The following is a 19,104-nucleotide window of genomic DNA, read 5'->3' as shown; positions in this document are numbered from 1 at the left end:
AGCGATCGTATACCTTTTATAATAAGAGAGTGAATAAGAAATCCTAATATATAGTAGGAGGAAGACAATGAATTCAATCCTAATCTGCGGCGGAGCTGGTTATATCGGTTCTCACGCTGTGAAAAGGTTAGTAGACGAAGGTTTATCTGTAGTAGTAGTAGATAACTTACAAACGGGTCATGAGGATGCAATTACGGAAGGTGCGAAGTTTTATAATGGCGACCTTCGTGATAAAGCATTTTTAAGAGATGTGTTTACACAAGAAAATATTGAGGCGGTTATGCATTTCGCAGCTGATTCTTTAGTTGGAGTTAGTATGGAGAAGCCTCTGCAATATTATAATAATAACGTGTATGGTGCACTTTGCTTATTAGAGGTAATGGATGAGTTTAAGGTAGATAAGTTTATTTTCTCTTCTACTGCGGCGACGTATGGTGAGGTAGATGTAGACCTTATTACTGAGGAAACGATGACAAATCCAACGAATACGTATGGAGAGACGAAGTTAGCAATCGAGAAGATGCTTCATTGGTATAGCCAAGCTTCTAATTTACGTTATAAGATTTTCAGATACTTTAATGTGGCTGGTGCAACTCCAAATGGTATTATTGGGGAAGATCACCGTCCAGAGACGCATTTAATTCCTCTTGTGCTGCAAGTGGCGTTAGGGCAACGTGAGAAGATTATGATGTTTGGTGATGACTATCATACACCAGATGGTACTTGTATCCGTGATTATATCCATGTTGAAGATTTAGTGGCAGCTCACTTCTTAGGTCTTAAAGACTTGCAGAACGGCGGAGAGAGTGATTTCTATAACTTAGGAAATGGTAATGGTTTCAGTGTAAAAGAAATCGTTGATGCAGTTCGTGAAGTTACAAATCATGAAATTCCTGCTGAAGTAGCGCCGCGTCGTGCGGGAGATCCCGCACGTTTAGTTGCTTCTTCTCAGAAAGCGAAAGAGAAGTTAGGTTGGGATCCTCAGTATGCAAATGTGAAGACAATCATTGAGCATGCTTGGAATTGGCATCAGAAGAAACCTAATGGGTATGATAAGTAAAACTAATAAGTGAAGGAGAGGGTATTGTCGTTCAACATATGTTCGACAATACCCTCTCTTTTTTTATAAGATTTTTGCTATACTAAACTGTACTATAATACAGGATGGAAGGAGGAGAACAATGAAAATACTTGTAGTGGATGATGAGTCGAGTATTCGTAATTTGATTCGGATGCAGCTTGAGATGGAAGGATATGAAGTGCTTACGGCGGCTGACGGGAGAGAAGCTTTAGAGAGATGGAATGAAGGGCCAGATGTTTTGATTTTGGATGTTATGCTTCCAGATACAGATGGGTATGAATTGCTTCGTTTGTTCCGGGAGAAGGATCGGGATATTCCAGTGCTCATGTTAACTGCGAAGAGTCAGATGAATGATAAATTGCTTGGCTTGCAGCTTGGTGCAGATGATTATGTGACGAAGCCATTTAATTATGCGGAGCTTATTCTTCGGGTCAAGAATATGACGCGGCGCGTGAAGAAGAAAGAGGTAACGGTAAGCCATGAAGTAATCGAGGCGGGAGAGATAACGATCTGTCCTAAGGAAAGAAAAGTGCATGTGAGTGGACAAGAGGTTCAGTTAACGTACAGAGAGTTTAATTTATGTCAGTTGTTTGTTTCCAATCCGCAGCGTGTATTTATGAGAGATGAGCTACTTGAGAAAGTATGGGGGTTTGAGTATATCGGAAATACGAGAGCGGTTGATATTATGGTACAAAGATTGCGGAAGAAGCTCGGGAATAGCGGGGAATATATTAAGACGATTTATGGCGTTGGCTATAAACTAGATTGTTAAGTGGTGATGGTATGTCTTTAAAAAGAAATATGGTGTTTGGAATAGTGGGACTGCTAATCCCGATTTTTGTTCTTTTGTACGCAGTTGTTTATATTACGTTAGAAAAGAATATGTATCATAACGCAGCAAATTCTTTAGAAAAGTTAAGTGTAGAAGCACAAATTTATACGATGAATTATTTAGAGAAGGAAGCAGAGGTAGAGACGCTCGGTCCGAATTCACTTTTAATCGCTTCTTATTTAGCGAAGCGCATGGATGTCCGTGTACAGATGATTGGGAAGAATGGAGATGTTGTTGCGGATACGCAAAAGGGAGCACTTCTTCATCGGAATATTGATATTGAGAGTTCCTTGAAGGGGAAGAAATCTTATGTGTTTGAAGAGGGAGACCCAGCTCCAATTCTTTTGTTTTCAAGCCCGGTTTATTATGGAAACGATGTCATTGGAAGTGTTCGTTTTATAAATGAGTTAACTGGTGAGAAGGAAGTTTTAACAAATGTCGGCTGGACGTTTTTAATGACGTCTCTTTGTCTTGTAGCTGCAGGTATTTTCTTTGCAATTCGTTTGGCAAAGTCTCTTCATAAGCCGATTGATCAGTTAAGACAAATGGCGCACCGGCTTGCGAATGGTGATTATAAAAGTAAGATTGAGTTAAATGAATATGTAGAAATTGCGCAGCTTTCAGCGTCTTTTAATGCGATGGCTGATGGGATTGAACTACATATTAAGCAATTGAAGGAAGAGAAAGAGAAGAAGAAAGATTTCTTAGACCGTATTACGCATGAGCTCAAAACACCGCTAACGGCGATTATTGGCTATGTGGATTTAATTCCGAAGTTAAAGGCGAAGGAAGATGTACAGGAGAGCTTGCGCTATGTAGCTGTAGAAAGTGAGCGTTTATTATCACTTGTAGAGGAATTACTTAAGTCTTCAAAGTACGGGACAAGTACGTTTGAAATATCACCTACAGTTGTGAATATAAAGGAATTAGCCGAAGAAGCAGTTTCAATTGTGAAACCTCGTCTGCAGAAATTTGAGATTGAAGTTATCAATGAGTTAACAGATGTACATGTTGTTGCCGATTTCGATAAGACGAAACAGATCTTCTTAAATGTGCTTGATAATGCGATAAAATATAGCGACGCTACGCAAATTCGTATGAATGTCATTGTAAATGAACGTGAGGCAAAAGTTTTTGTTCATGATGATGGCATTGGTATAGATGAAGGTGTGCTGGCAGAGTGGAATGAATCGCCAGAAGGGAAGGTACTTTCTTCTAGTTACGGGAATGGTTACGGTTTGTATATTTGTCAGGAGATTATGAATAAGCAGGGCGGAAGCATGCGGATTGAGAGTAGTGAAGAGATTGGTACTACCATATTTATTACATTCTTACTTCCGAGACGGATGGAAGACATAAAAAACTTGAAAGCGGTTAAATGATACATTTATGAAACAATTATGCGGTATTTTCGAAACAACGTTTTTTTATCTTGGAGGTAGGCAGAAATGAAAAGGCTATCATTTCAAATTCTTATATTTGTCTTTTGTATCATTGTTTCTCTTATTTTGTTTTATGTGATGGAGAAGCAAATATATAATCGGATCACAATTGTGAATGACAAACAAGCTGTTTTACAAAGAGTGAATGAATCCCTGCCTACTGAAATGAAGGTTAGGCATGAAAAGTGGGGAGAAATTGTTATAACGGATGAAGTTCGTTTGCATACGATTGTTTCATTCTTTGACCGAATTCAAATCAATCCGAGTGAAGCTAAGAATCAAGAACAAGTATTTACTGGAGAAGTAACGTACTTGAATGGACAGAAACGTACTTTTGCAGTAGGTGACTTGTTCCAGTACGGGGCTGATATGTACGGAAAGAATGGTACGGATCCAATGATTTCAGCATTGCAAACGTATTTGTTAAGCCTGTATTACACACCAGAACGTATTCATGATTTTTTTGCGTCAGCACAGGATGTCATAGTACGCCAAGGTGATGTAGAACGTGCGGTGAATGTTACGCACATACTTGATTCGATTCGGTATGCAAAGCAAATTACAGATTACGGAGAAATCCAGAAGTTATTACAATCACAGAATGAACCGATCGCTTATGTTACCGCTTATAAAACTGGTAAGCGTATAAAGAATGAGCGTGAAGACATTCTTACTATTTCTGTGTATCCATCGTATTTTGTTGTGCAATATCTCGGTGATAATAATGGGAATGTCATGTATATGAAAAGCTCCCTCGCAAATGTATTTGTAAAGGAGAATGTGTCATGAGAAAGATAGCCTTTTTCTTCTTTTTGCTAGTAATTGGAGGAGCGATGTCTAGTTGCTCTCGAGATACGACCTCTATTAAATATAATAAAAGTGGTCTCCCTATTTTGAATGATCGTCATCTTGTTGCGTATGTAGCGGCTCGCGAGGAAGTTGGAGAAGCGTTGCTTTCATCATTTTGTAAACCACGCGGCTGTACGTATGAATTTATTCGTCTTTCGACAGAAGAGCTTCTTCGGAGGGTAGAAGAGGAAGCTGGAAATCCGAAAGCGGATATTATTATTGGCGGTACGGTAGACGCGCATCAAATGATGAAGCAAAAAAATCTATCTATTCCTGTTACGAGTCAGCATGCGAACCGTATCTCAAAAACTGTGAAAGATAAAGATGGTTATTGGTACGGTTATGAAGTAGAGAAGCTGGCAATTGCGATCAATAAAGAGCGGTGGAACGAAGAATTAGCACCGCTCGGACTTCCTTATCCATCAAGGTGGCAAGATTTATTAAATCCGGTATATAAGGGAAAGATTGTTATGCCAGATCCAAATGTTTCAGGAACAGCCTATACGTTTTTTCAATCACTTATTGATACTGTAGGTGAAGAGGAAGCGAAAGAATATGTTAAGAACTTTGCAGGGCAAGTTGGTGAAGTAACAGTGAATGGTTACATGCCAGTAGAGCTTGTTGCGAGCGGTGAGTATATGATAGGCATCAATTTCATGGGAGATCAGAGAATGCTTCAAAAACAAGGCTTTCCAGTTGTAAGTATCGTACCTGAGCAAACAGGTCTATCTGTTAATGCGATTTCGAAACTAAAACGTGCACCGAATGGTATTATTGCGGATTTATTTATTGATTATTGTTTATCAGAAGAAGCGGGTCACATTTTAGAAAAGGTTTCGTTTGGCGTGCCAACGATGTTTGCGAAGAACGAGAAAGAAATAGAAGGACAGCCGGTTAGAAGAACGAACCAACATATATCAAATAGTGGAATAATCGAGATATGGAATAGACAACGTCTCTCTCAGAAGTGAGAAAAGGAGACGAAAGAATATGTTTAAATGGCTCAAGCCAGCACCTGCAATTGAAAGATTGCCTGCGGATATGATCGACCGTGTATATCGATTACTACGTATTCGTGTGTTAATCGGAATTTCAGTTGGATATGCTGCTTATTATTTAGTTCGTAGTAATTTTAATTTATCTACTACATATTTAGTTGATGAGTTCGGATTTAGCACTACACAAATTGGGTTATTGGGTGCAGTAATGGCTGTTGTTTACGGACTTAGTAAATTCTTTATGGGTAATTTATCTGATAAGGCATTTGCTCAACGATTTATTGCAGTAGGTTTATTTTTATCTGGACTTGTTAATATTTGTTTCGGCTATGCATCTTCCTTTGGGATGATTTTAACACTACTTGTTCTAAACGGTATTGTACAAGGTATGGGTGCACCACCTTGTAGTATCGTTATGACGAAATGGTTTTCAAAGAAAGAACGCGGTACGAAAACAGGTCTTTGGAATATTTCACATAACGTTGGAGCACTACTTGTTCCGCCATTCATTGGAATTGGTGTAGGTATTTTTGGGGAAAGTCATTGGCAAGGTGGCGTATTTATTTTCCCAGCGATTATCGCAATGGTAATTGCAGTTCTTGTTTGGATTAATGCGAAAGATACACCAGAATCAGAAGGTCTTCCGCCAATTGATGAATATCGTAATGACTATGAAGAGCTTGAAAAAGTAGATAACGCTAACAAGATGTCACCAAAAGAAATCTTAATGAAGTATGTAGTGAAAAATAAATTTGTATGGTTCTTATGTATTGCGAATGCATTTGTTTACTTAATTCGTTTCGGTGTTATTAACTGGGTACCAATTTATTTAACAACAGTTAAAGGTTTTACAAAAACAGAGGCGCATTTTGCGTATTCAATATTTGAAACAGCAGCGATTCCAAGTTCTTTAATTGTCGGTTTTTTAAGTGATAAATTATTCAAAGGGAAACGTATGCCGTTATGTGTTATAAGTATGGCTGGGGTTGTTGTTGGAACAATCGTGTATTGGCAAGCAACTAATATTATAGTTGTGAGTATTGCAGTTTCTATTATTGGTTGTTTAATTTATGTACCACAATTCTTAATCGGTTTAAGTGCAATGGAATTAGTACCGAAATTTGCAGTAGGTACGACAGTTGGTATGTGTGGTCTGTTCGGTTATGTTGGAGGAAGTTTCATAGCAAACGCCGCAATTGGTATTATTGTTGATCGTTCTGGCTGGGATGGTTGCTTCATGTTACTGTTAGCAGGTGGTATTTTATCAACAATATTCTTATTGATTGTTCAAATAGGACATGAGAGAAAAGCTTCTAAAGTAGCATAATATTTCATTTTAAAAAGCTATCCAGTTTATATACTGGATAGCTTTTATATTTTTATACGAGGAAAATCAGTATGTAAAATTGCAGTTTAATATGTAAATGATTTTTATTAATTAATATAATTTTTTTAGATTTAATAAACCAATTACGTACATAGTTAGACCAAAAAATCCGCCGCCACAGATGAAAATTACAACTTTAAATAAAGAAATAGAGATTTCCTCCGAACCTACATAGGGAAGGATATAATTCATAAAAACAAACATTTGAAAGCCCCAAAGCAAACCTGCTTTTAAGCCAGCTTTTCTTAATTTTTTCTTGTGTTGTAAGTATTCTTCTTTTGTTGCGCATTCAGTATCACTTAAACCTTTTTTCTTAAATTTAAAGGCTAAATAATTAGCGTAAATCATATTAGATAGAAAAATTAATATAGTCCCTGTAGATATTGTGTGGTTCATAGTATCAACAAGTAACATAATAAGCATGACCAACATATTTAGCCACCATAAACCAATTCCAGCCACAGATAATTCTTTATTGATTTCTTGTTTTTGATATTCATCTCGCTCACTCATTGTTCCAACAAAACTATTATAAACTCTTTCTTTCCATTCAATTTTCATCATTTAATCTCCCTCCCAAAATAGACTGTTTAAATCTGTTTTTAGTGCTTTTGCTAATTCGATACATAAGGCTAAAGAGGGATTATATTTATTGTTTTCAATTAAGTTTATTGTCTGTCTCGCCACTTTAACTCTTTTAGCTAATTCTAGCTGCGATAGACCTTCAGATTTTCGATATTGTTTAACGTTATTCAAATATAAACCTCCTATTAATAGTTGTACCTTGTGTACCAGAATGTCATGTATATGTGACATTTTATAATTGAATAAATGAAAAGTCAAATATATATGACAAAAATGATAGTGATGCAATTAGGAAAATAATTTTAATAATTTATCTTTGTGAGAAGTTTATTAATAAACGATAGCTTTTCTTATATTACTATAATCTTTCCTTAAATCTATCTTAAAAGACATAATGTCATATTTCTAATCATTGGAATTTTTGTTACAATATAAATGGATGTGTAAAACTTTGTAAAAAGAATGTAATAATATGTAATTCATTTTCAGAAAGTTTTATACAATTTTATATTAAACTATTAAGTTATAAAAAGGAGAGAGAATATGGTACCAAATACGGTTCGTACTCCAAACAAGAAGAAGAAATGGATTATTATCGGGGTTATTGCACTAATTGTTATTGTAGCAGCAATTAATATTTTTGTAATGCAAGGGAAGAAGAAGGGGGCATCAACATCGGCTGATGCTGTAAGTTTCGAGAAGGTAACAGAGCGAAAGCTGAATAATACGAAGTTAATTTCTGGTCAGGTGAAGCCTGGGAATATTGAAAGTTTTTATGCGGATCCGGCCAAAGGAAAAGTGAAAGATATTGAGGTAAAAGAAGGACAAGAGGTAGAGAAAGGTGCGAAGTTATTCTCTTATGATAATGAAGAGATTAATCTTCAAATGAAGCAAGCTGAGCTGGATCAGAAGATGGCAGATATGCGTTATGATCAAGGGAAAAAGAAGATTGATTCGCTGAAGAAAGAAATTAAGAAAGCGAAAGATAGCGGAGCTGGGAAAGAAGTAACAGATCCGATGGAAGAGCAAGTAAGTGAGTTGGAGATAGCGCAAAAAACAACGGATCTTGAGAAAGAAAAAGGGAAGTTGCAGAAAGAAGAATTAAGTAAAAAGCAAAAAGAGCTTACGATTTATAGTAACTTTGCTGGCGTTGTTCAAAAGTTAGATAAGGATGCGGCGCAAAGTTCATCTCAAGCGTTAGGTGGTCAAGGGAAAGCATTTTTACAAGTGGCTTCTAAAGATCCATTCCAAATTCAAGGTACGTTAACGGAGCTTCAAAAATCACAAATTCAAAAGGATCAAACATTTACTGTAACTGCGAAAGCAAATAATAAGAAGAAGTGGACAGGTAAGATTACAGAAGTAAGTGAATTCCCAACAAGTGCAGAGATGGCGCAAGCTGGCGGTATGGGTGAAGCGACTCAAAATATGTCTCAATATACATATAAAGCAAGTCTTGATAGTCAAGATGGTTTATCCCCAGGTTATCACGTTTCTCTGCAAGTAAATTTAGAGAATAAGAAGATGGTTGCTGTTCCGACTAAGAGCATTGTAGAAAAAGACGGTGATGCATTTGTTTATGTTGAGGATAAAGGAAAGCTTCGTAAACAAAATGTGAAAAAAGGTTCTACTGATGGAGACTGGACAGAGATTACTGAAGGCGTAACAGTGGGGCAAAAGGTGGTTAAAAATCCTTCCGACGATGTGTATGACGGAATGGAAGTGAAAGAGAAATGATTACGTTAAACCATATTGCTAAAACGTATTATCAAGGAAAATTGGCAGTGCCGATTTTGCACGGTATTAGTTTAACGATTCAGAGCGGCGAGTTCGTTTCGATTATGGGACCGTCTGGTTCTGGTAAATCAACGCTTATGAATATTATCGGTTGTTTAGATCGTCCAACAGAAGGCGAATATATGCTGAATGATGTGAATATCTTAACAGCAGACGAGTCAAAGCTTGCTTTAATTCGTAATGAATATATCGGTTTTGTGTTTCAGCACTTTAATTTGCTTCCGCGTCTTTCAGCAGTCGAAAATGTTGAGCTTCCGCTCGTATATGGTGGCATAAAGAAAGCAGAACGTCGCAAGCGTGCCTTAGAGGCGCTTGGTAAAGTCGGATTAGCAGACCGCGTGCATCATTTACCGAACGAATTGTCAGGTGGACAGAAGCAGCGTGTCGCAATTGCAAGAGCGATTGCGAATAATCCAACGTTCATTATGGCCGATGAGCCGACTGGTGCACTTGATACGAAGTCTGGTGAGCAAGTTATGGATATTTTCACGAAGCTTAATGCGGAAGGTACAACAATTGTTATGGTTACGCATGAAGAGGAAGTAGCAGCGTATTCTTCCCGACGCATTGTACTGCGAGACGGGAAAATTACAGAAGATAGAAGGTGTGCGGTATGAGTTTACTAGATAGTATAAAAATTGCCCTCTCTTCTATTTTAGCTCATAAACTGCGTTCAGCTCTTACGATGCTCGGTATTATTATCGGCGTTGGTTCTATTATTACTGTCGTTGCAATTGGGCAAGGCGGAGAAGCGATGCTGAAGTCGAAATTCGCAGGTTCTGGCGGTAATAATCTTATGCCAATTCAATTTAAAGCAGATATTAATGATGAGTTTAATATGGGCGGGCATGAAATACCGAAGTTAACGGAAGAAGATATTATGGAAGTAAAACAAGTGAAGGATGTATCCCACGTTATTACAACAAATCAGGGAATGGAGATACTTGATGTAAATGATAAAAAGGCAAATCTGAATGTTATTGGTCTTGATAATGAATATTTTGCCGTTAATAAAGTAAAGGTCGTAAAGGGACGTACTTTAAGTGAATCAGATATTACTCATGCAAATAACGTTATGATGATTAGTACAAAAACAGAAGAAACGTTATTTAAGGACGTAAACCCAGTTGGACAAATTATTGAGATGAAGGGGCAGCCAATGCAAATTGTCGGTGTGTATACATCTGATAATGAGTTTATGGGATTTGAAATGGAAGAAGCATTAATCCCTCTTACGTTATGGCCTGTTTTATTCGGAACAGATAATATTCAAAATATCGCAATTCAAGCTAAAAATGTAGATGATTTAGAAGCAGCTGGGAAACAGGCTGTGGATGTATTAAATAGTCGTAAGCCAAGTGAAATTCCAGGTAAATATGAACTGGTGAATTTAAAAGAATTCCAAGAAAATGTTTCTAAAGTAACTAATATTATGACGATGATTATCGGTGGTATCGCGGGTATTTCATTAGTCGTTGGTGGTATTGGCGTTATGAACATTATGCTCGTATCTGTAACGGAGCGTACGCGCGAAATTGGGATACGTAAAGCACTTGGAGCAACACGTAGTAAAATTTTATTACAGTTTTTAATTGAAGCAGTTATGTTAACACTTCTAGGTGGTTTAATTGGAATTGGTCTTGGATATGGCGGAGCATATATCGTTTCCACGTTTGCAAAATGGCCACCTCTTGTTTCATGGGAAGTTGTCGTTGGCGGCGTATTATTCTCGATGACACTCGGCATTATTTTCGGATTAATTCCAGCAAATAAAGCTGCGAAATTAGATCCAATTGAAGCATTACGTTATGAGTAATTACTAGTGTAGTAGAACTAAACATTACCGTTCTAGTGGGCGGTTCGTAGCCTCTATGTGAGGAAGTGAACCGCCCGTTAGAACGGGTTATATACATAGAAGGAGGCGTTATAATGGAAGCAAATATTAATACGCAAGATGTAGGTTCAAAAAAGCCATCATTATTTGGAATGATTACTTCTCCAGGTGAACAGTTTGAGAGAATGAAGACGAAAAGTCCGGTTTGGGGAGGTTTTTTCTTATTTCTTGTAATGGGGACTATCTTTTCAACAGTGGCAGCTTACTTAGGGTTAATTAATAATCCGGATATGGCAAAGCTACTTAAAGAAGATACGACAGGGATAATGAAAGGAACTACACTTGGTATTGGAGCTTTTGGGGGGCTAATTGGAACAGCTATTGGTCTTTTCGTAGTAGCAGGATTTTATAAAGTGATTATGATGTTTATGAGCAATGATACTCCATATATGAAGATATTATCTATTTATATTTATGCTAATGTTGTTTTTTATCTTGGTAGTCTTATTAATGTAGTTTTAGGTTATATACTTGGTGGAAACGGCATTGATAAATATACAAGTTTAGGACCTTTATTTGAGCAAGGAACAATTGCATATGGCATTGGTTCTGCATTTGAAGTTTTCAACATTTGGAGCTTAATTTTAACTGGCCTAGGCTTGCATATCGTTGCTGGTTTAAGTAAAAAGCAGGCAACAATTTTAATTTGCATATTCTTTATCTTTACAGTTGGGTTTAGTATGTTAGGCGGTATGTTTTCTGGTTTTGGCGCATAACATATTATTTTGAAAAGGTGGCTCTTCCAAGAGTCACCTTTTTTATTTTTAACCATACTTCAAATATCGCCGTTGAAATTTCAAATACAACCTAGTGTAATTTTAAATTTCAGCGATACTATTTAAAATTACTCACAGTGAATTCCCCTCTTTATTTTTATATTGTGGAGGTACCGGCGGAATAACAAAGAGGTATACCTTTTAGAAGTGGGTACTGTGTGAAGCCAGCGAATTTTAAAGAGGCAGTTGTGTTGTATGAAGGAATGATTGTAAATCAAATAAAGAAGTTAGGGATTTATCAAGATTATGAAGAGTATTATCAATGTGGTTTAATTGGCCTTTGGCATGCGTATGAAAGGTATGATGCGGAGAAAGGGAGTTTTCCTGCATATGCAGTTGTAACGGTACGTGGTTATATATTAGAGAGGTTGAAAAAAGAATTCACAGTGCAAGAAAAGTGTGTATGTGTAGGAGAGTATGAGGATATCTTTCGTTTTGAAGATATTGAAATGAAAGTGAAGGATTTTATGAGTGTATTAGATGAGAAGGAGAAGTATATTATTTTTGAACGTTTTTTTGTAGGAAAGACGATGGGGGAAATCGCTTTAGAGACAGAGATGACCTATTATCAAGTGAGGTGGGTGTACCGGCGAGCACTTGAGAAAATGCGAAATAGCTTAAGAGGATAAATAGTATTATAAGAATGGAAGGCAAGGGATATTGCTTTCCATTCTACTTATTTTGTTAAGGTAGTAAATGTAATAAGAGGTTTTTAAATTGTAGTGAATCTTGCATGTTCATACGTGATAATACATATCCAGCTTTTAATAATTGTTGTTTTAACTTATGGGGACTGATATGTATAGTTGTAGTTGTGCCATTTGAAAAATGAATGGTAGCTTTTTTACTTTTTTTGAAAAACTCTATGTCATCTATATGGTTATAAAACAGCCATATACAGTTTGGAGAAGAAGGAGACTCTGTTGGGAAAGCACAAATATATTCTCGATGATTAATTGGAATCGGGACATTTTGTTTGAAATGAAAGTTTGTTTGAACTGCTTTCCGTCTGCCTTGATAAGTAGAGTGAACATTGGTTAAACAAGATTTTTTTATGAGCTGGAGAGCGGTTTGACAGGAGTAAAGATGGTTCCCACTACTGTCGATCACTTTTGTGTAATAAGAAGGGTGCTTGCAAGGTTCTAACATCATTGTTGAATTAGAAATAATAATAGCATTTTCGTCATTCATAAATTTAATTCCCCCTTTATAAATGATAATAATCTCAATATAATTATATACGAATTAAGTAAATTGATTGTTAATCTTTTATTTCATATTGTAAATTTTAGCTATTCGTTTACAATCAATAGATGATAGTCTTTCTAATTTGCATCGCTTGTACATATATATGAAAATAGAAAAGAGTAGGCGGTGAGATAGTATGAAGAAAAGGTATATTATTATGGCTCTAGTTGTTGTTCTTCTAGTATATTTAGCAAATAGTAATCCGAGTAAAGGTGAATATACGGATTGGGCAGCGAAGCAGTTTATGAAACGTAATGATGTAAGTAAGAAGCTAGACGAAGTTCAAAAGGAAAATGAAGAGGGGCTCCTTGGTGATTTAGCATCGGCTGGTAAGAAGTTGGCGAAAAAATATGTTGAGCCGCAAGTTGGATTGTTAATCGATCATTATACGAAGCGAGATGATTATATATTCTTCTCAACATATAAGACGGAATTTGATATCGGCGGAGAACACTATAAATATGTATGCGTCGGTTTTTCAAAAATCTTTATTCCAATTGAAATGCCGAAGAAAAAAGACGAATCTGCAAAATGATGCAGATTCGTCTTTTTGTCTATAAGGTAATGGGAACTTCAGATACAGTCCTTTCTACGAGACGAGCTCCTTTTTTTCGGGTATTTTCATTAATTGATGAAAATACAGATGAGGCAAGGATCGTATCCATTACTTGATTTACGACTTGTGCATCAATAGGTGTGATCGGCTTCTCGATAGAAAAGACAACTGTTTTTCCATCTTCTTTCGCGAAAATTAATTCTAGTACTTGCATACGTTGTTTCCTCCTTTTTATTTATCTTGTAATCAGTGGGGACATCCCCACTGATTACATTGCCACCTTAAAGGTTAGAAAGATCTGATGTGCTAACAAGTTGTACAGCGTGAAGTGGTGATGCTTGTAAAGAAGCAAGAGCACGTGCTACGTTTTGTACTTTCTCTAAGTTTGCGTTTGTTTTTACGCGCTTAAATTGTTTGTTCTTAAAAACTGTTTTTCCATTCTTATCTAATCCATTGTTTAAGACGAGACGTAAAGTTAAATCCATTACGATTGTTTCGACTGCCATGTTTATCACCCCCTTTCACTATATAAATAGGATGCAAATGTCATGTTTTGGCGTGAAATTTATTCTTTTTTTTGGTACGCTTAAAAGACTAAGAGAGGGGTTTCGGAAGAATGAATCGTAAATGGTTATTTTGGATTCCTGTTTTACTATGGATGGGGCTGATTTTCTATTCCTCGGCACAACCATATAAAAAGCAGGATATGCGTTCGGATATTGAACAATATGTAAATGTGGAGTTTGTGAAAGAGCATTTTTCATGGGTATCTATCGATTACGGTGGTGGTACACCTGTTAGCATTGCAAATAAAGGTGTAGGCGGATTTATTGAGTTTTTCCTTCGTAAAGGTGCTCATTTTATGGTGTTCTTTATGCTCGGTTCATTGACGTATTATGCATTTCATCGATCGGGTTGTTCGAGAAAACGATGTTTCCTATACGCTCTCCTTTTCGTTGCGGGATATGCAACGTTTGATGAAATTCATCAATGGTTTACGGGAGATCGTACACCGATGTGGCAAGATTCATTGCTAGATACGTGCGGCGGATTAACAGGGATTATAATAAGTAATTGGTTTTGGAATAGAAAAAGGAGCTAATCTCGAAAAGATTAGCTCCTTTTGTTTATCCCGCTTTAATGGGCAGTAAGACCCCCACTGATTAAAGTTTCACTTTATACACCAAGTAATTCTTTTAGCTCATCTGTAGATAGTTCGGTCATCCAACTATCGCTTGTAATGACGGCGTTGTTTAATGACTGTTTTCTTTCTAACATTTCATCGATTTTCTCTTCAAGTGTCCCCGTTGTAATCAGTTTATGAACGTGAACGAAACGCTTTTGACCAATGCGATATGCACGATCTGTTGCTTGATTTTCTACCGCTGGATTCCACCAACGATCGTAGTGAATGACATGGTTGGCAGCTGTTAAGTTTAACCCTGTACCACCTGCTTTTAACGATAAGATGAAGATGTCATAGGTTCCGTTTTGGAACTGTTCGATCATTTTGTCACGTTCTTTCTTCGGTACACTACCGTTTAAGAAGAGGACGCGCTGACCGAAATGTTTTTCTAACACATCTTTTAGCATGTTCCCCATACCGATGTATTGCGTGAAGATTAAACAACTTTCATTTTGATCTTTTATATTTTCAATGAGTTCCATGAGCGTGCTCGTTTTCATGGAACGTTCGATAATGTTTTTCGGTTCCGTTTCTTTTAAATAAAGAGCGGGATGATTACAAATTTGTTTAAGTTTGTTCAGCATGAGTAATATAAATCCGCGTCGTTCAATTCCGCTTAATCCTTCTACATTTTGCAACGTATCTTGAACAAGTTGTTCATATAAGGAAGCTTGTTCACCAGTTAGTGGACAGTAAACTTTCTGTTCTTGTTTATCTGGTAAGTTTAATGCGACTGTTTGATCTTTCTTCGTACGACGCAGTAAAAACGGCGAGATAAAACGTTGAACTTGTTGGATTTTTCCTTCGTCACGGTCCTTTTCAATTGGTGAGACGAAGCGGCGCTGGAATTGTCCTAAGCTGCCAAGATATCCATGATTAATGAAGTCGAAAATAGACCAAAGCTCGGCAAGGCGGTTTTCCATCGGTGTTCCAGTTAATGCGATTTTGTGATTTGCTTGTAAGTTTCGCACTGCTTTAGACTGTTTCGTATGTGGGTTTTTAATATTTTGTGCTTCATCCAAAATAACAGCATCCCAGCATAACGTACTAAGTTCTGCCTCATCAAGCTGAGCTAATGCATAAGACGTTAATACAACATCTGCTGATTGAAGGAAATCTTTAAAGGATTCCCCTTTAGCTCGGTTACTTCCATAATGTAACTGAACACGTAAATTCGGTGCGAAACGCTCAAATTCTTTTTGCCAATTTCCAAGAACAGATGTCGGAGCCACGATTAAAGCAGGACCTGTTTGGAGATTGTTTTCTTTTATATATAGTAAGTAAGTGATCGTTTGAATACTCTTTCCAAGCCCCATGTCGTCAGCTAACAATGCGCCGAATCCAAGCTTTCTTAAATATAATAACCACTCAATGCCATGTTGTTGATACGGGCGGAGTGTAGCGTTTAGTGAAGAAGGGACATCTACTTTCGGAATATCTCCAATGTGCAATAGTTTTTGGAATAGCTCTTCATAATATCCATCCAGTTCAATTTCAATATCGTTAAATGGACTATCTTCTTCTACAATTTCTGTTTCAGCCGTGTTGGATAAATGTTGCTGAAGGACATCTTTCATTTCAAGTCCATACTTATCAGCACGATTCATGAGCTTTCGTACTTCTTCAATAAAGGCTGGGTCCAGTCTCATCCATTGACCATTTATATTGAATAACCGCTTGTTTTGTTCAACGAGTTCGAAAAATTCGCTTTCTGATAAATCAATGCCGTTCGTTGAAATGCGCCAGTCAAAATTAACGAGTGTATTCATACCGAAGAAAGATTGCGTTTGCGTCGCATTTTGCTTCAGTTGCACACGTAACTTTGGTTTTGTCGCTTTTAAATTTTGCCACCACGATGGTAATAAGATTGTAATACCTGCGGCGAGTAATTCGTTACTTGCTTCTGTTAAGAAGTTCCACGCTTCTGTTTCAAAGAGTTCACTTCGGAATGTATCCCCTTCTTTTAACCACGGTACGAGCTTACTGAATCCTTCTTGTGTTTCAAGAATACGTTCTTCATAATCGTGCCATCGTTTTGGTAAAGAATCGATACTTTCATATACATATATGCGATGTGCCCCGCGCTTTGGTGTAACAATTGTTTCAAGCTTCCACATTTCAAATTCTTCTTGCGGCTCTTGTAGTCGTAGTCCGATTGTAAAGGGAAGGTCATCTTCAATGTAACCAATTTTTCGAAGCCAATCTTCTTCATGTAGTGCTGCGTCTAATTGTCTTTTCGTAAAGTCGTAATGTTCATAAAGTCTCTTTGCATCTTCCCATCCGTCATTTGAACGGTTATCTTGTAATATGCTTTCATTTACTGCAGACGAGAAAAGAGATGCCAATGTTTCATCTTCGATTGGAGTATTTTGAACTTTCCAAGATGGTTGTTTAGGCCAGCGCTCCATATCAGGTACGAAGCTACCGCTTGTGAAGGCATCCCACAATTCGTTCGCATCTTCCGTAAGTGCTGTAATAGGGCCGTTCATTTGAATACGGGCAAAGGAGTTCATCGGTTTATTCGCGATGTATTCAAATGCTTGTGCGTTTGTTAGCATAACCCCTTGTCTTCCTTCAAAGCTTGCATCTTTTAGAAACGTGCCGTAGAAGGAAGTGGAGTGCCATGTAAATGCATTTCGTTTCCAACTTGTTACGGATAATGGAGTACCGCTATCATCTTCTCCCCAAAGGAACCAACCTTGACTAACGTGCTGGAGCCTAATTGTTACTTCAGTTTGATTGATCATCGATTAATTTTCCTTTCCGTAATTCCTCTTGTAGTGCACGCAGACGTGAATGTAAGTTTGCGATGTGAATAATGAAAGCATCCCATTCATCGGTACGCTTTAATCGTTTATATAATGTACGTAATTTCTTTAAGTAACGAACTGCACGTCTATATGATTTGCGATTTCGCTCTTCAATAGCTTCGGTAGCAGCAAGGTGATAAAGAGGAAGGGCTGCTTCTGGTGCTTCCTTCTCAATATCTTTCAGCGGTTCTTTCAAAAGTTCAATTGCTTCAAAACCGTGTAAGAGCTGAAGTTCTGCCCATGTGCGATACTGCTTTTTCGCCAGTACGTATTGTTCATAGTTTGCGAAACTATATGGTAATAGCTCTTGCAAAATCATTTCGAATCCAGCTTGTTCATTTGTATGAGTTGCATACGTTTCATACATGATGACGAATAAGCGAACGATATCTTTTATGAAAATTGTATTTTCGTGCTCATGTATCGTTTTCTTCACTTGTTTATACGTAAAGGAAAGCCAGTTTTTCGCACGATTCCATTTCATTGCATTTAATAACTCTTCTAACCAATAGAAGTAAAGACTTACAACAGAAGCAGGCTGTTTTTTTAGTAAGTCCATCGCTAATCGATCTTCGTCATTTAAAAAGAGTAGATGAGAAGATGCTAATGCTTTGGAAAGTGGATTCATTTTCGTACCAATTCGTTTTTCTTCTTCTTGTAGTTGCTCGTTATTGTGTAACAGTTCACTCCATATGTGACGATAAATAAAGAACCTCTCTTGCGTATAGGCGTCGGTGGAGAAGAATACTTCGTGAACGAGACGAGCTGTTTCTTGCAGAATTGATTTAGACTCTGAAGGAATCGATTCTGATTGTAAGTCCCGAACGATGGATTCCACCTTATCTACAAATAGGCGAACGACGTTAACAGGCTGATGATAAGAATACGTTTTATTTGCTTCAAAGTCCTGAATTTCTTCTAATAATTTTTGAAAGCAATAAAGCGCTGCATGTAACCTGAACAATTCATGTATCACAACGATACGCGGAGCCTTCCGCTCAAGTTTCGTATAGAAGTCCGTAAAAATACTCATAAGAAAATACATTTGTTTATAAGTAAGCCGAGCTTGTTCTTTTTTAAATGATTCATATTCGTTATCAAAATAGGATTGCCAACTTTTATAATCCGTTTCTTCAAAAGCTGATGATTGCAATACTTGTCTTGCAGTTCGAATAGGAGGAAGAGAAGGTTTCGTATTATTTTTAAATAAATTTAATACATCTCCTACTTGCCCGAAACTAGACGCTGCCGATAGTAACACAGCGAGCATATGCTCACATTGCGTTGGTGCGAAGCAATCGCAATAGCTTTCAGCTACGTTACGAATCGGGATATGGACGCTATATACGCTGCCTTCAGCATCTACAGTTCCTGATAGCGTATAGCCATCAAAGTCAACGTTGTAGACAACACCACTACGATATAGGTGCCGAGCTGTAGCGACATGTTCCTGATCAGCTGTTTGCTGTGGATCTAGTCCTTGAACGAACTCATTCGCAATCATCATAATTTCATCTTTCGTAATTGAGTGTTGCAGCATAATATTCCTCCGTACACATATTTCTTTCCTTTACCATTATAAACAAAAAATGCTCAAAACAGAAAAAATGAAATTTAGATTACATTACTTGAAAATCATGGTAATATATAAAATGTTAATTTC

Annotated in this window: 20 protein-coding genes; 13 read left to right on the top strand and 7 right to left on the bottom strand. The window is 37.2% G+C overall.

Translation table 11 applies throughout. The features are described from left to right. The first annotated feature begins 67 nt into the window (after nucleotides 1-67). The 6 genes from galE (at nucleotide 68) to pgtP (ending at nucleotide 6,529) form a co-directional block, all read left to right on the top strand. Nucleotides 68-1,060, top strand: coding sequence for a UDP-glucose 4-epimerase GalE (gene galE / locus BGI23_RS25625; RefSeq protein WP_070807203.1), 993 nt, complete (start codon nucleotides 68-70; stop codon nucleotides 1,058-1,060). Between the two features lie 121 nt (nucleotides 1,061-1,181). Next, nucleotides 1,182-1,853, top strand: a complete 672-nt coding sequence (locus BGI23_RS25620) for a response regulator transcription factor (RefSeq protein WP_000699576.1) — start codon at nucleotides 1,182-1,184, stop codon at nucleotides 1,851-1,853. Nucleotides 1,854-1,864: 11 nt separating this feature from the next. Next, entirely contained in the window at nucleotides 1,865-3,295 is a 1,431-nt protein-coding gene (locus tag BGI23_RS25615) for a sensor histidine kinase (RefSeq protein ID WP_070807202.1), read from the top strand. Nucleotides 3,296-3,361: 66 nt separating this feature from the next. Then, a complete protein-coding gene (locus BGI23_RS25610) occupies nucleotides 3,362-4,144 on the top strand; it encodes a DUF3919 family protein (RefSeq protein ID WP_044791978.1) in 783 nt (260 codons plus the stop codon). Next, on the top strand, nucleotides 4,141-5,175 hold the full coding sequence (locus tag BGI23_RS25605; protein ID WP_001225632.1) for an ABC transporter substrate-binding protein: 1,035 nt from the start codon (nucleotides 4,141-4,143) through the stop codon (nucleotides 5,173-5,175). The genes BGI23_RS25610 and BGI23_RS25605 overlap by 4 nt, the downstream gene beginning before the upstream one ends. 19 nt (nucleotides 5,176-5,194) lie before the next feature. Continuing rightward, nucleotides 5,195-6,529: an MFS transporter gene (pgtP, locus tag BGI23_RS25600; protein ID WP_000477581.1), complete on the top strand. Its 1,335-nt coding sequence runs from the start codon at nucleotides 5,195-5,197 to the stop codon at nucleotides 6,527-6,529. 111 nt (nucleotides 6,530-6,640) lie between these two features. On the opposite strand, the gene BGI23_RS25595 is transcribed toward pgtP, so the two are convergent. After that, nucleotides 6,641-7,153: a DUF3278 domain-containing protein gene (locus BGI23_RS25595; protein ID WP_070807201.1), complete on the bottom strand. Its 513-nt coding sequence runs from the start codon at nucleotides 7,151-7,153 to the stop codon at nucleotides 6,641-6,643. Continuing rightward, complete coding sequence (locus tag BGI23_RS25590; protein ID WP_001067018.1) at nucleotides 7,154-7,345, bottom strand: helix-turn-helix transcriptional regulator; 192 nt, start codon at nucleotides 7,343-7,345, stop codon at nucleotides 7,154-7,156. A gap of 372 nt (nucleotides 7,346-7,717) precedes the next feature. Here BGI23_RS25590 and BGI23_RS25585 point away from each other — a divergent pair, with 372 nt between their 5' ends. The 5 genes from BGI23_RS25585 (at nucleotide 7,718) to BGI23_RS25565 (ending at nucleotide 12,270) form a co-directional block, all read left to right on the top strand. Further along, a complete protein-coding gene (locus BGI23_RS25585; RefSeq protein ID WP_070807200.1) occupies nucleotides 7,718-8,911 on the top strand; it encodes an efflux RND transporter periplasmic adaptor subunit in 1,194 nt (397 codons plus the stop codon). After that, the gene (locus BGI23_RS25580; protein WP_000631600.1) at nucleotides 8,908-9,588 is read left to right on the top strand and encodes an ABC transporter ATP-binding protein; all 681 of its coding nucleotides are present in this window, start codon (nucleotides 8,908-8,910) and stop codon (nucleotides 9,586-9,588) included. The genes BGI23_RS25585 and BGI23_RS25580 overlap by 4 nt, the downstream gene beginning before the upstream one ends. Beyond that, complete coding sequence (locus BGI23_RS25575; protein ID WP_000054360.1) at nucleotides 9,585-10,787, top strand: ABC transporter permease; 1,203 nt, start codon at nucleotides 9,585-9,587, stop codon at nucleotides 10,785-10,787. The genes BGI23_RS25580 and BGI23_RS25575 overlap by 4 nt, the downstream gene beginning before the upstream one ends. A gap of 113 nt (nucleotides 10,788-10,900) precedes the next feature. Beyond that, entirely contained in the window at nucleotides 10,901-11,581 is a 681-nt protein-coding gene (gene yknW / locus BGI23_RS25570; RefSeq protein ID WP_061529313.1) for a YknW family membrane protein, read from the top strand. 218 nt (nucleotides 11,582-11,799) lie between these two features. After that, nucleotides 11,800-12,270, top strand: a complete 471-nt coding sequence (locus tag BGI23_RS25565; RefSeq protein WP_070807199.1) for a sigma-70 family RNA polymerase sigma factor — start codon at nucleotides 11,800-11,802, stop codon at nucleotides 12,268-12,270. 55 nt (nucleotides 12,271-12,325) lie between these two features. On the opposite strand, the gene BGI23_RS25560 is transcribed toward BGI23_RS25565, so the two are convergent. Then, nucleotides 12,326-12,832, bottom strand: a complete 507-nt coding sequence (locus tag BGI23_RS25560) for a competence protein ComK (RefSeq protein ID WP_000997432.1) — start codon at nucleotides 12,830-12,832, stop codon at nucleotides 12,326-12,328. Nucleotides 12,833-13,025: 193 nt separating this feature from the next. On the opposite strand from BGI23_RS25560, the gene BGI23_RS25555 reads away from it, so the two are divergent. Beyond that, the gene (locus BGI23_RS25555; RefSeq protein ID WP_000747726.1) at nucleotides 13,026-13,424 is read left to right on the top strand and encodes a DUF4359 domain-containing protein; all 399 of its coding nucleotides are present in this window, start codon (nucleotides 13,026-13,028) and stop codon (nucleotides 13,422-13,424) included. Between the two features lie 19 nt (nucleotides 13,425-13,443). On the opposite strand, the gene BGI23_RS25550 is transcribed toward BGI23_RS25555, so the two are convergent. Both BGI23_RS25550 and BGI23_RS25545 read right to left on the bottom strand, forming a co-directional pair. Beyond that, on the bottom strand, nucleotides 13,444-13,659 hold the full coding sequence (locus BGI23_RS25550; protein WP_001197597.1) for a DUF2922 domain-containing protein: 216 nt from the start codon (nucleotides 13,657-13,659) through the stop codon (nucleotides 13,444-13,446). 67 nt (nucleotides 13,660-13,726) lie between these two features. Further along, nucleotides 13,727-13,951 carry a DUF1659 domain-containing protein gene (locus BGI23_RS25545; protein WP_061529311.1) on the bottom strand — a complete coding sequence of 75 codons (225 nt, stop codon included), beginning with the start codon at nucleotides 13,949-13,951 and terminating at the stop codon, nucleotides 13,727-13,729. A 110-nt stretch (nucleotides 13,952-14,061) separates the two neighbouring features. Here BGI23_RS25545 and BGI23_RS25540 point away from each other — a divergent pair, with 110 nt between their 5' ends. Continuing rightward, a complete protein-coding gene (locus BGI23_RS25540; RefSeq protein WP_001080716.1) occupies nucleotides 14,062-14,547 on the top strand; it encodes a VanZ family protein in 486 nt (161 codons plus the stop codon). Nucleotides 14,548-14,621: 74 nt separating this feature from the next. On the opposite strand, the gene BGI23_RS25535 is transcribed toward BGI23_RS25540, so the two are convergent. After that, a complete protein-coding gene (locus tag BGI23_RS25535) occupies nucleotides 14,622-17,378 on the bottom strand; it encodes a DEAD/DEAH box helicase (protein ID WP_070807198.1) in 2,757 nt (918 codons plus the stop codon). Then, entirely contained in the window at nucleotides 17,362-18,981 is a 1,620-nt protein-coding gene (locus BGI23_RS25530) for an SWIM zinc finger family protein (protein WP_070807197.1), read from the bottom strand. The genes BGI23_RS25535 and BGI23_RS25530 overlap by 17 nt, the downstream gene beginning before the upstream one ends. Nucleotides 18,982-19,104: the final 123 nt, after the last annotated feature.

This window comes from Bacillus sp. ABP14 (assembly GCF_001831375.1).
Classification (GTDB): Bacteria; Bacillota; Bacilli; order Bacillales; family Bacillaceae_G; genus Bacillus_A; species Bacillus_A paranthracis.
The sequence above is the reverse complement of the archived record's forward strand: the minus strand, read 5'-3'. Positions and strand labels throughout refer to the sequence as shown.

Bases quoted from the DNA above. Each gene is read 5' to 3' on its own strand.
- galE (WP_070807203.1), top strand. From the start codon at position 68: ATGAATTCAATCCTAATCTGCGGCGGAGCTGGTTATATCGGTTCTCAC.
- BGI23_RS25620 (WP_000699576.1), top strand. From the start codon at position 1,182: ATGAAAATACTTGTAGTGGATGATGAGTCGAGTATTCGTAATTTGATT.
- BGI23_RS25615 (WP_070807202.1), top strand. From the start codon at position 1,865: ATGTCTTTAAAAAGAAATATGGTGTTTGGAATAGTGGGACTGCTAATC.
- BGI23_RS25610 (WP_044791978.1), top strand. From the start codon at position 3,362: ATGAAAAGGCTATCATTTCAAATTCTTATATTTGTCTTTTGTATCATT.
- BGI23_RS25605 (WP_001225632.1), top strand. From the start codon at position 4,141: ATGAGAAAGATAGCCTTTTTCTTCTTTTTGCTAGTAATTGGAGGAGCG.
- pgtP (WP_000477581.1), top strand. From the start codon at position 5,195: ATGTTTAAATGGCTCAAGCCAGCACCTGCAATTGAAAGATTGCCTGCG.
- BGI23_RS25595 (WP_070807201.1), bottom strand. From the start codon at position 7,153: ATGATGAAAATTGAATGGAAAGAAAGAGTTTATAATAGTTTTGTTGGA.
- BGI23_RS25585 (WP_070807200.1), top strand. From the start codon at position 7,718: ATGGTACCAAATACGGTTCGTACTCCAAACAAGAAGAAGAAATGGATT.
- BGI23_RS25580 (WP_000631600.1), top strand. From the start codon at position 8,908: ATGATTACGTTAAACCATATTGCTAAAACGTATTATCAAGGAAAATTG.
- BGI23_RS25575 (WP_000054360.1), top strand. From the start codon at position 9,585: ATGAGTTTACTAGATAGTATAAAAATTGCCCTCTCTTCTATTTTAGCT.
- yknW (WP_061529313.1), top strand. From the start codon at position 10,901: ATGGAAGCAAATATTAATACGCAAGATGTAGGTTCAAAAAAGCCATCA.
- BGI23_RS25560 (WP_000997432.1), bottom strand. From the start codon at position 12,832: ATGAATGACGAAAATGCTATTATTATTTCTAATTCAACAATGATGTTA.
- BGI23_RS25555 (WP_000747726.1), top strand. From the start codon at position 13,026: ATGAAGAAAAGGTATATTATTATGGCTCTAGTTGTTGTTCTTCTAGTA.
- BGI23_RS25550 (WP_001197597.1), bottom strand. From the start codon at position 13,659: ATGCAAGTACTAGAATTAATTTTCGCGAAAGAAGATGGAAAAACAGTT.
- BGI23_RS25545 (WP_061529311.1), bottom strand. From the start codon at position 13,951: ATGGCAGTCGAAACAATCGTAATGGATTTAACTTTACGTCTCGTCTTA.
- BGI23_RS25540 (WP_001080716.1), top strand. From the start codon at position 14,062: ATGAATCGTAAATGGTTATTTTGGATTCCTGTTTTACTATGGATGGGG.
- BGI23_RS25535 (WP_070807198.1), bottom strand. From the start codon at position 17,378: ATGATCAATCAAACTGAAGTAACAATTAGGCTCCAGCACGTTAGTCAA.
- BGI23_RS25530 (WP_070807197.1), bottom strand. From the start codon at position 18,981: ATGCTGCAACACTCAATTACGAAAGATGAAATTATGATGATTGCGAAT.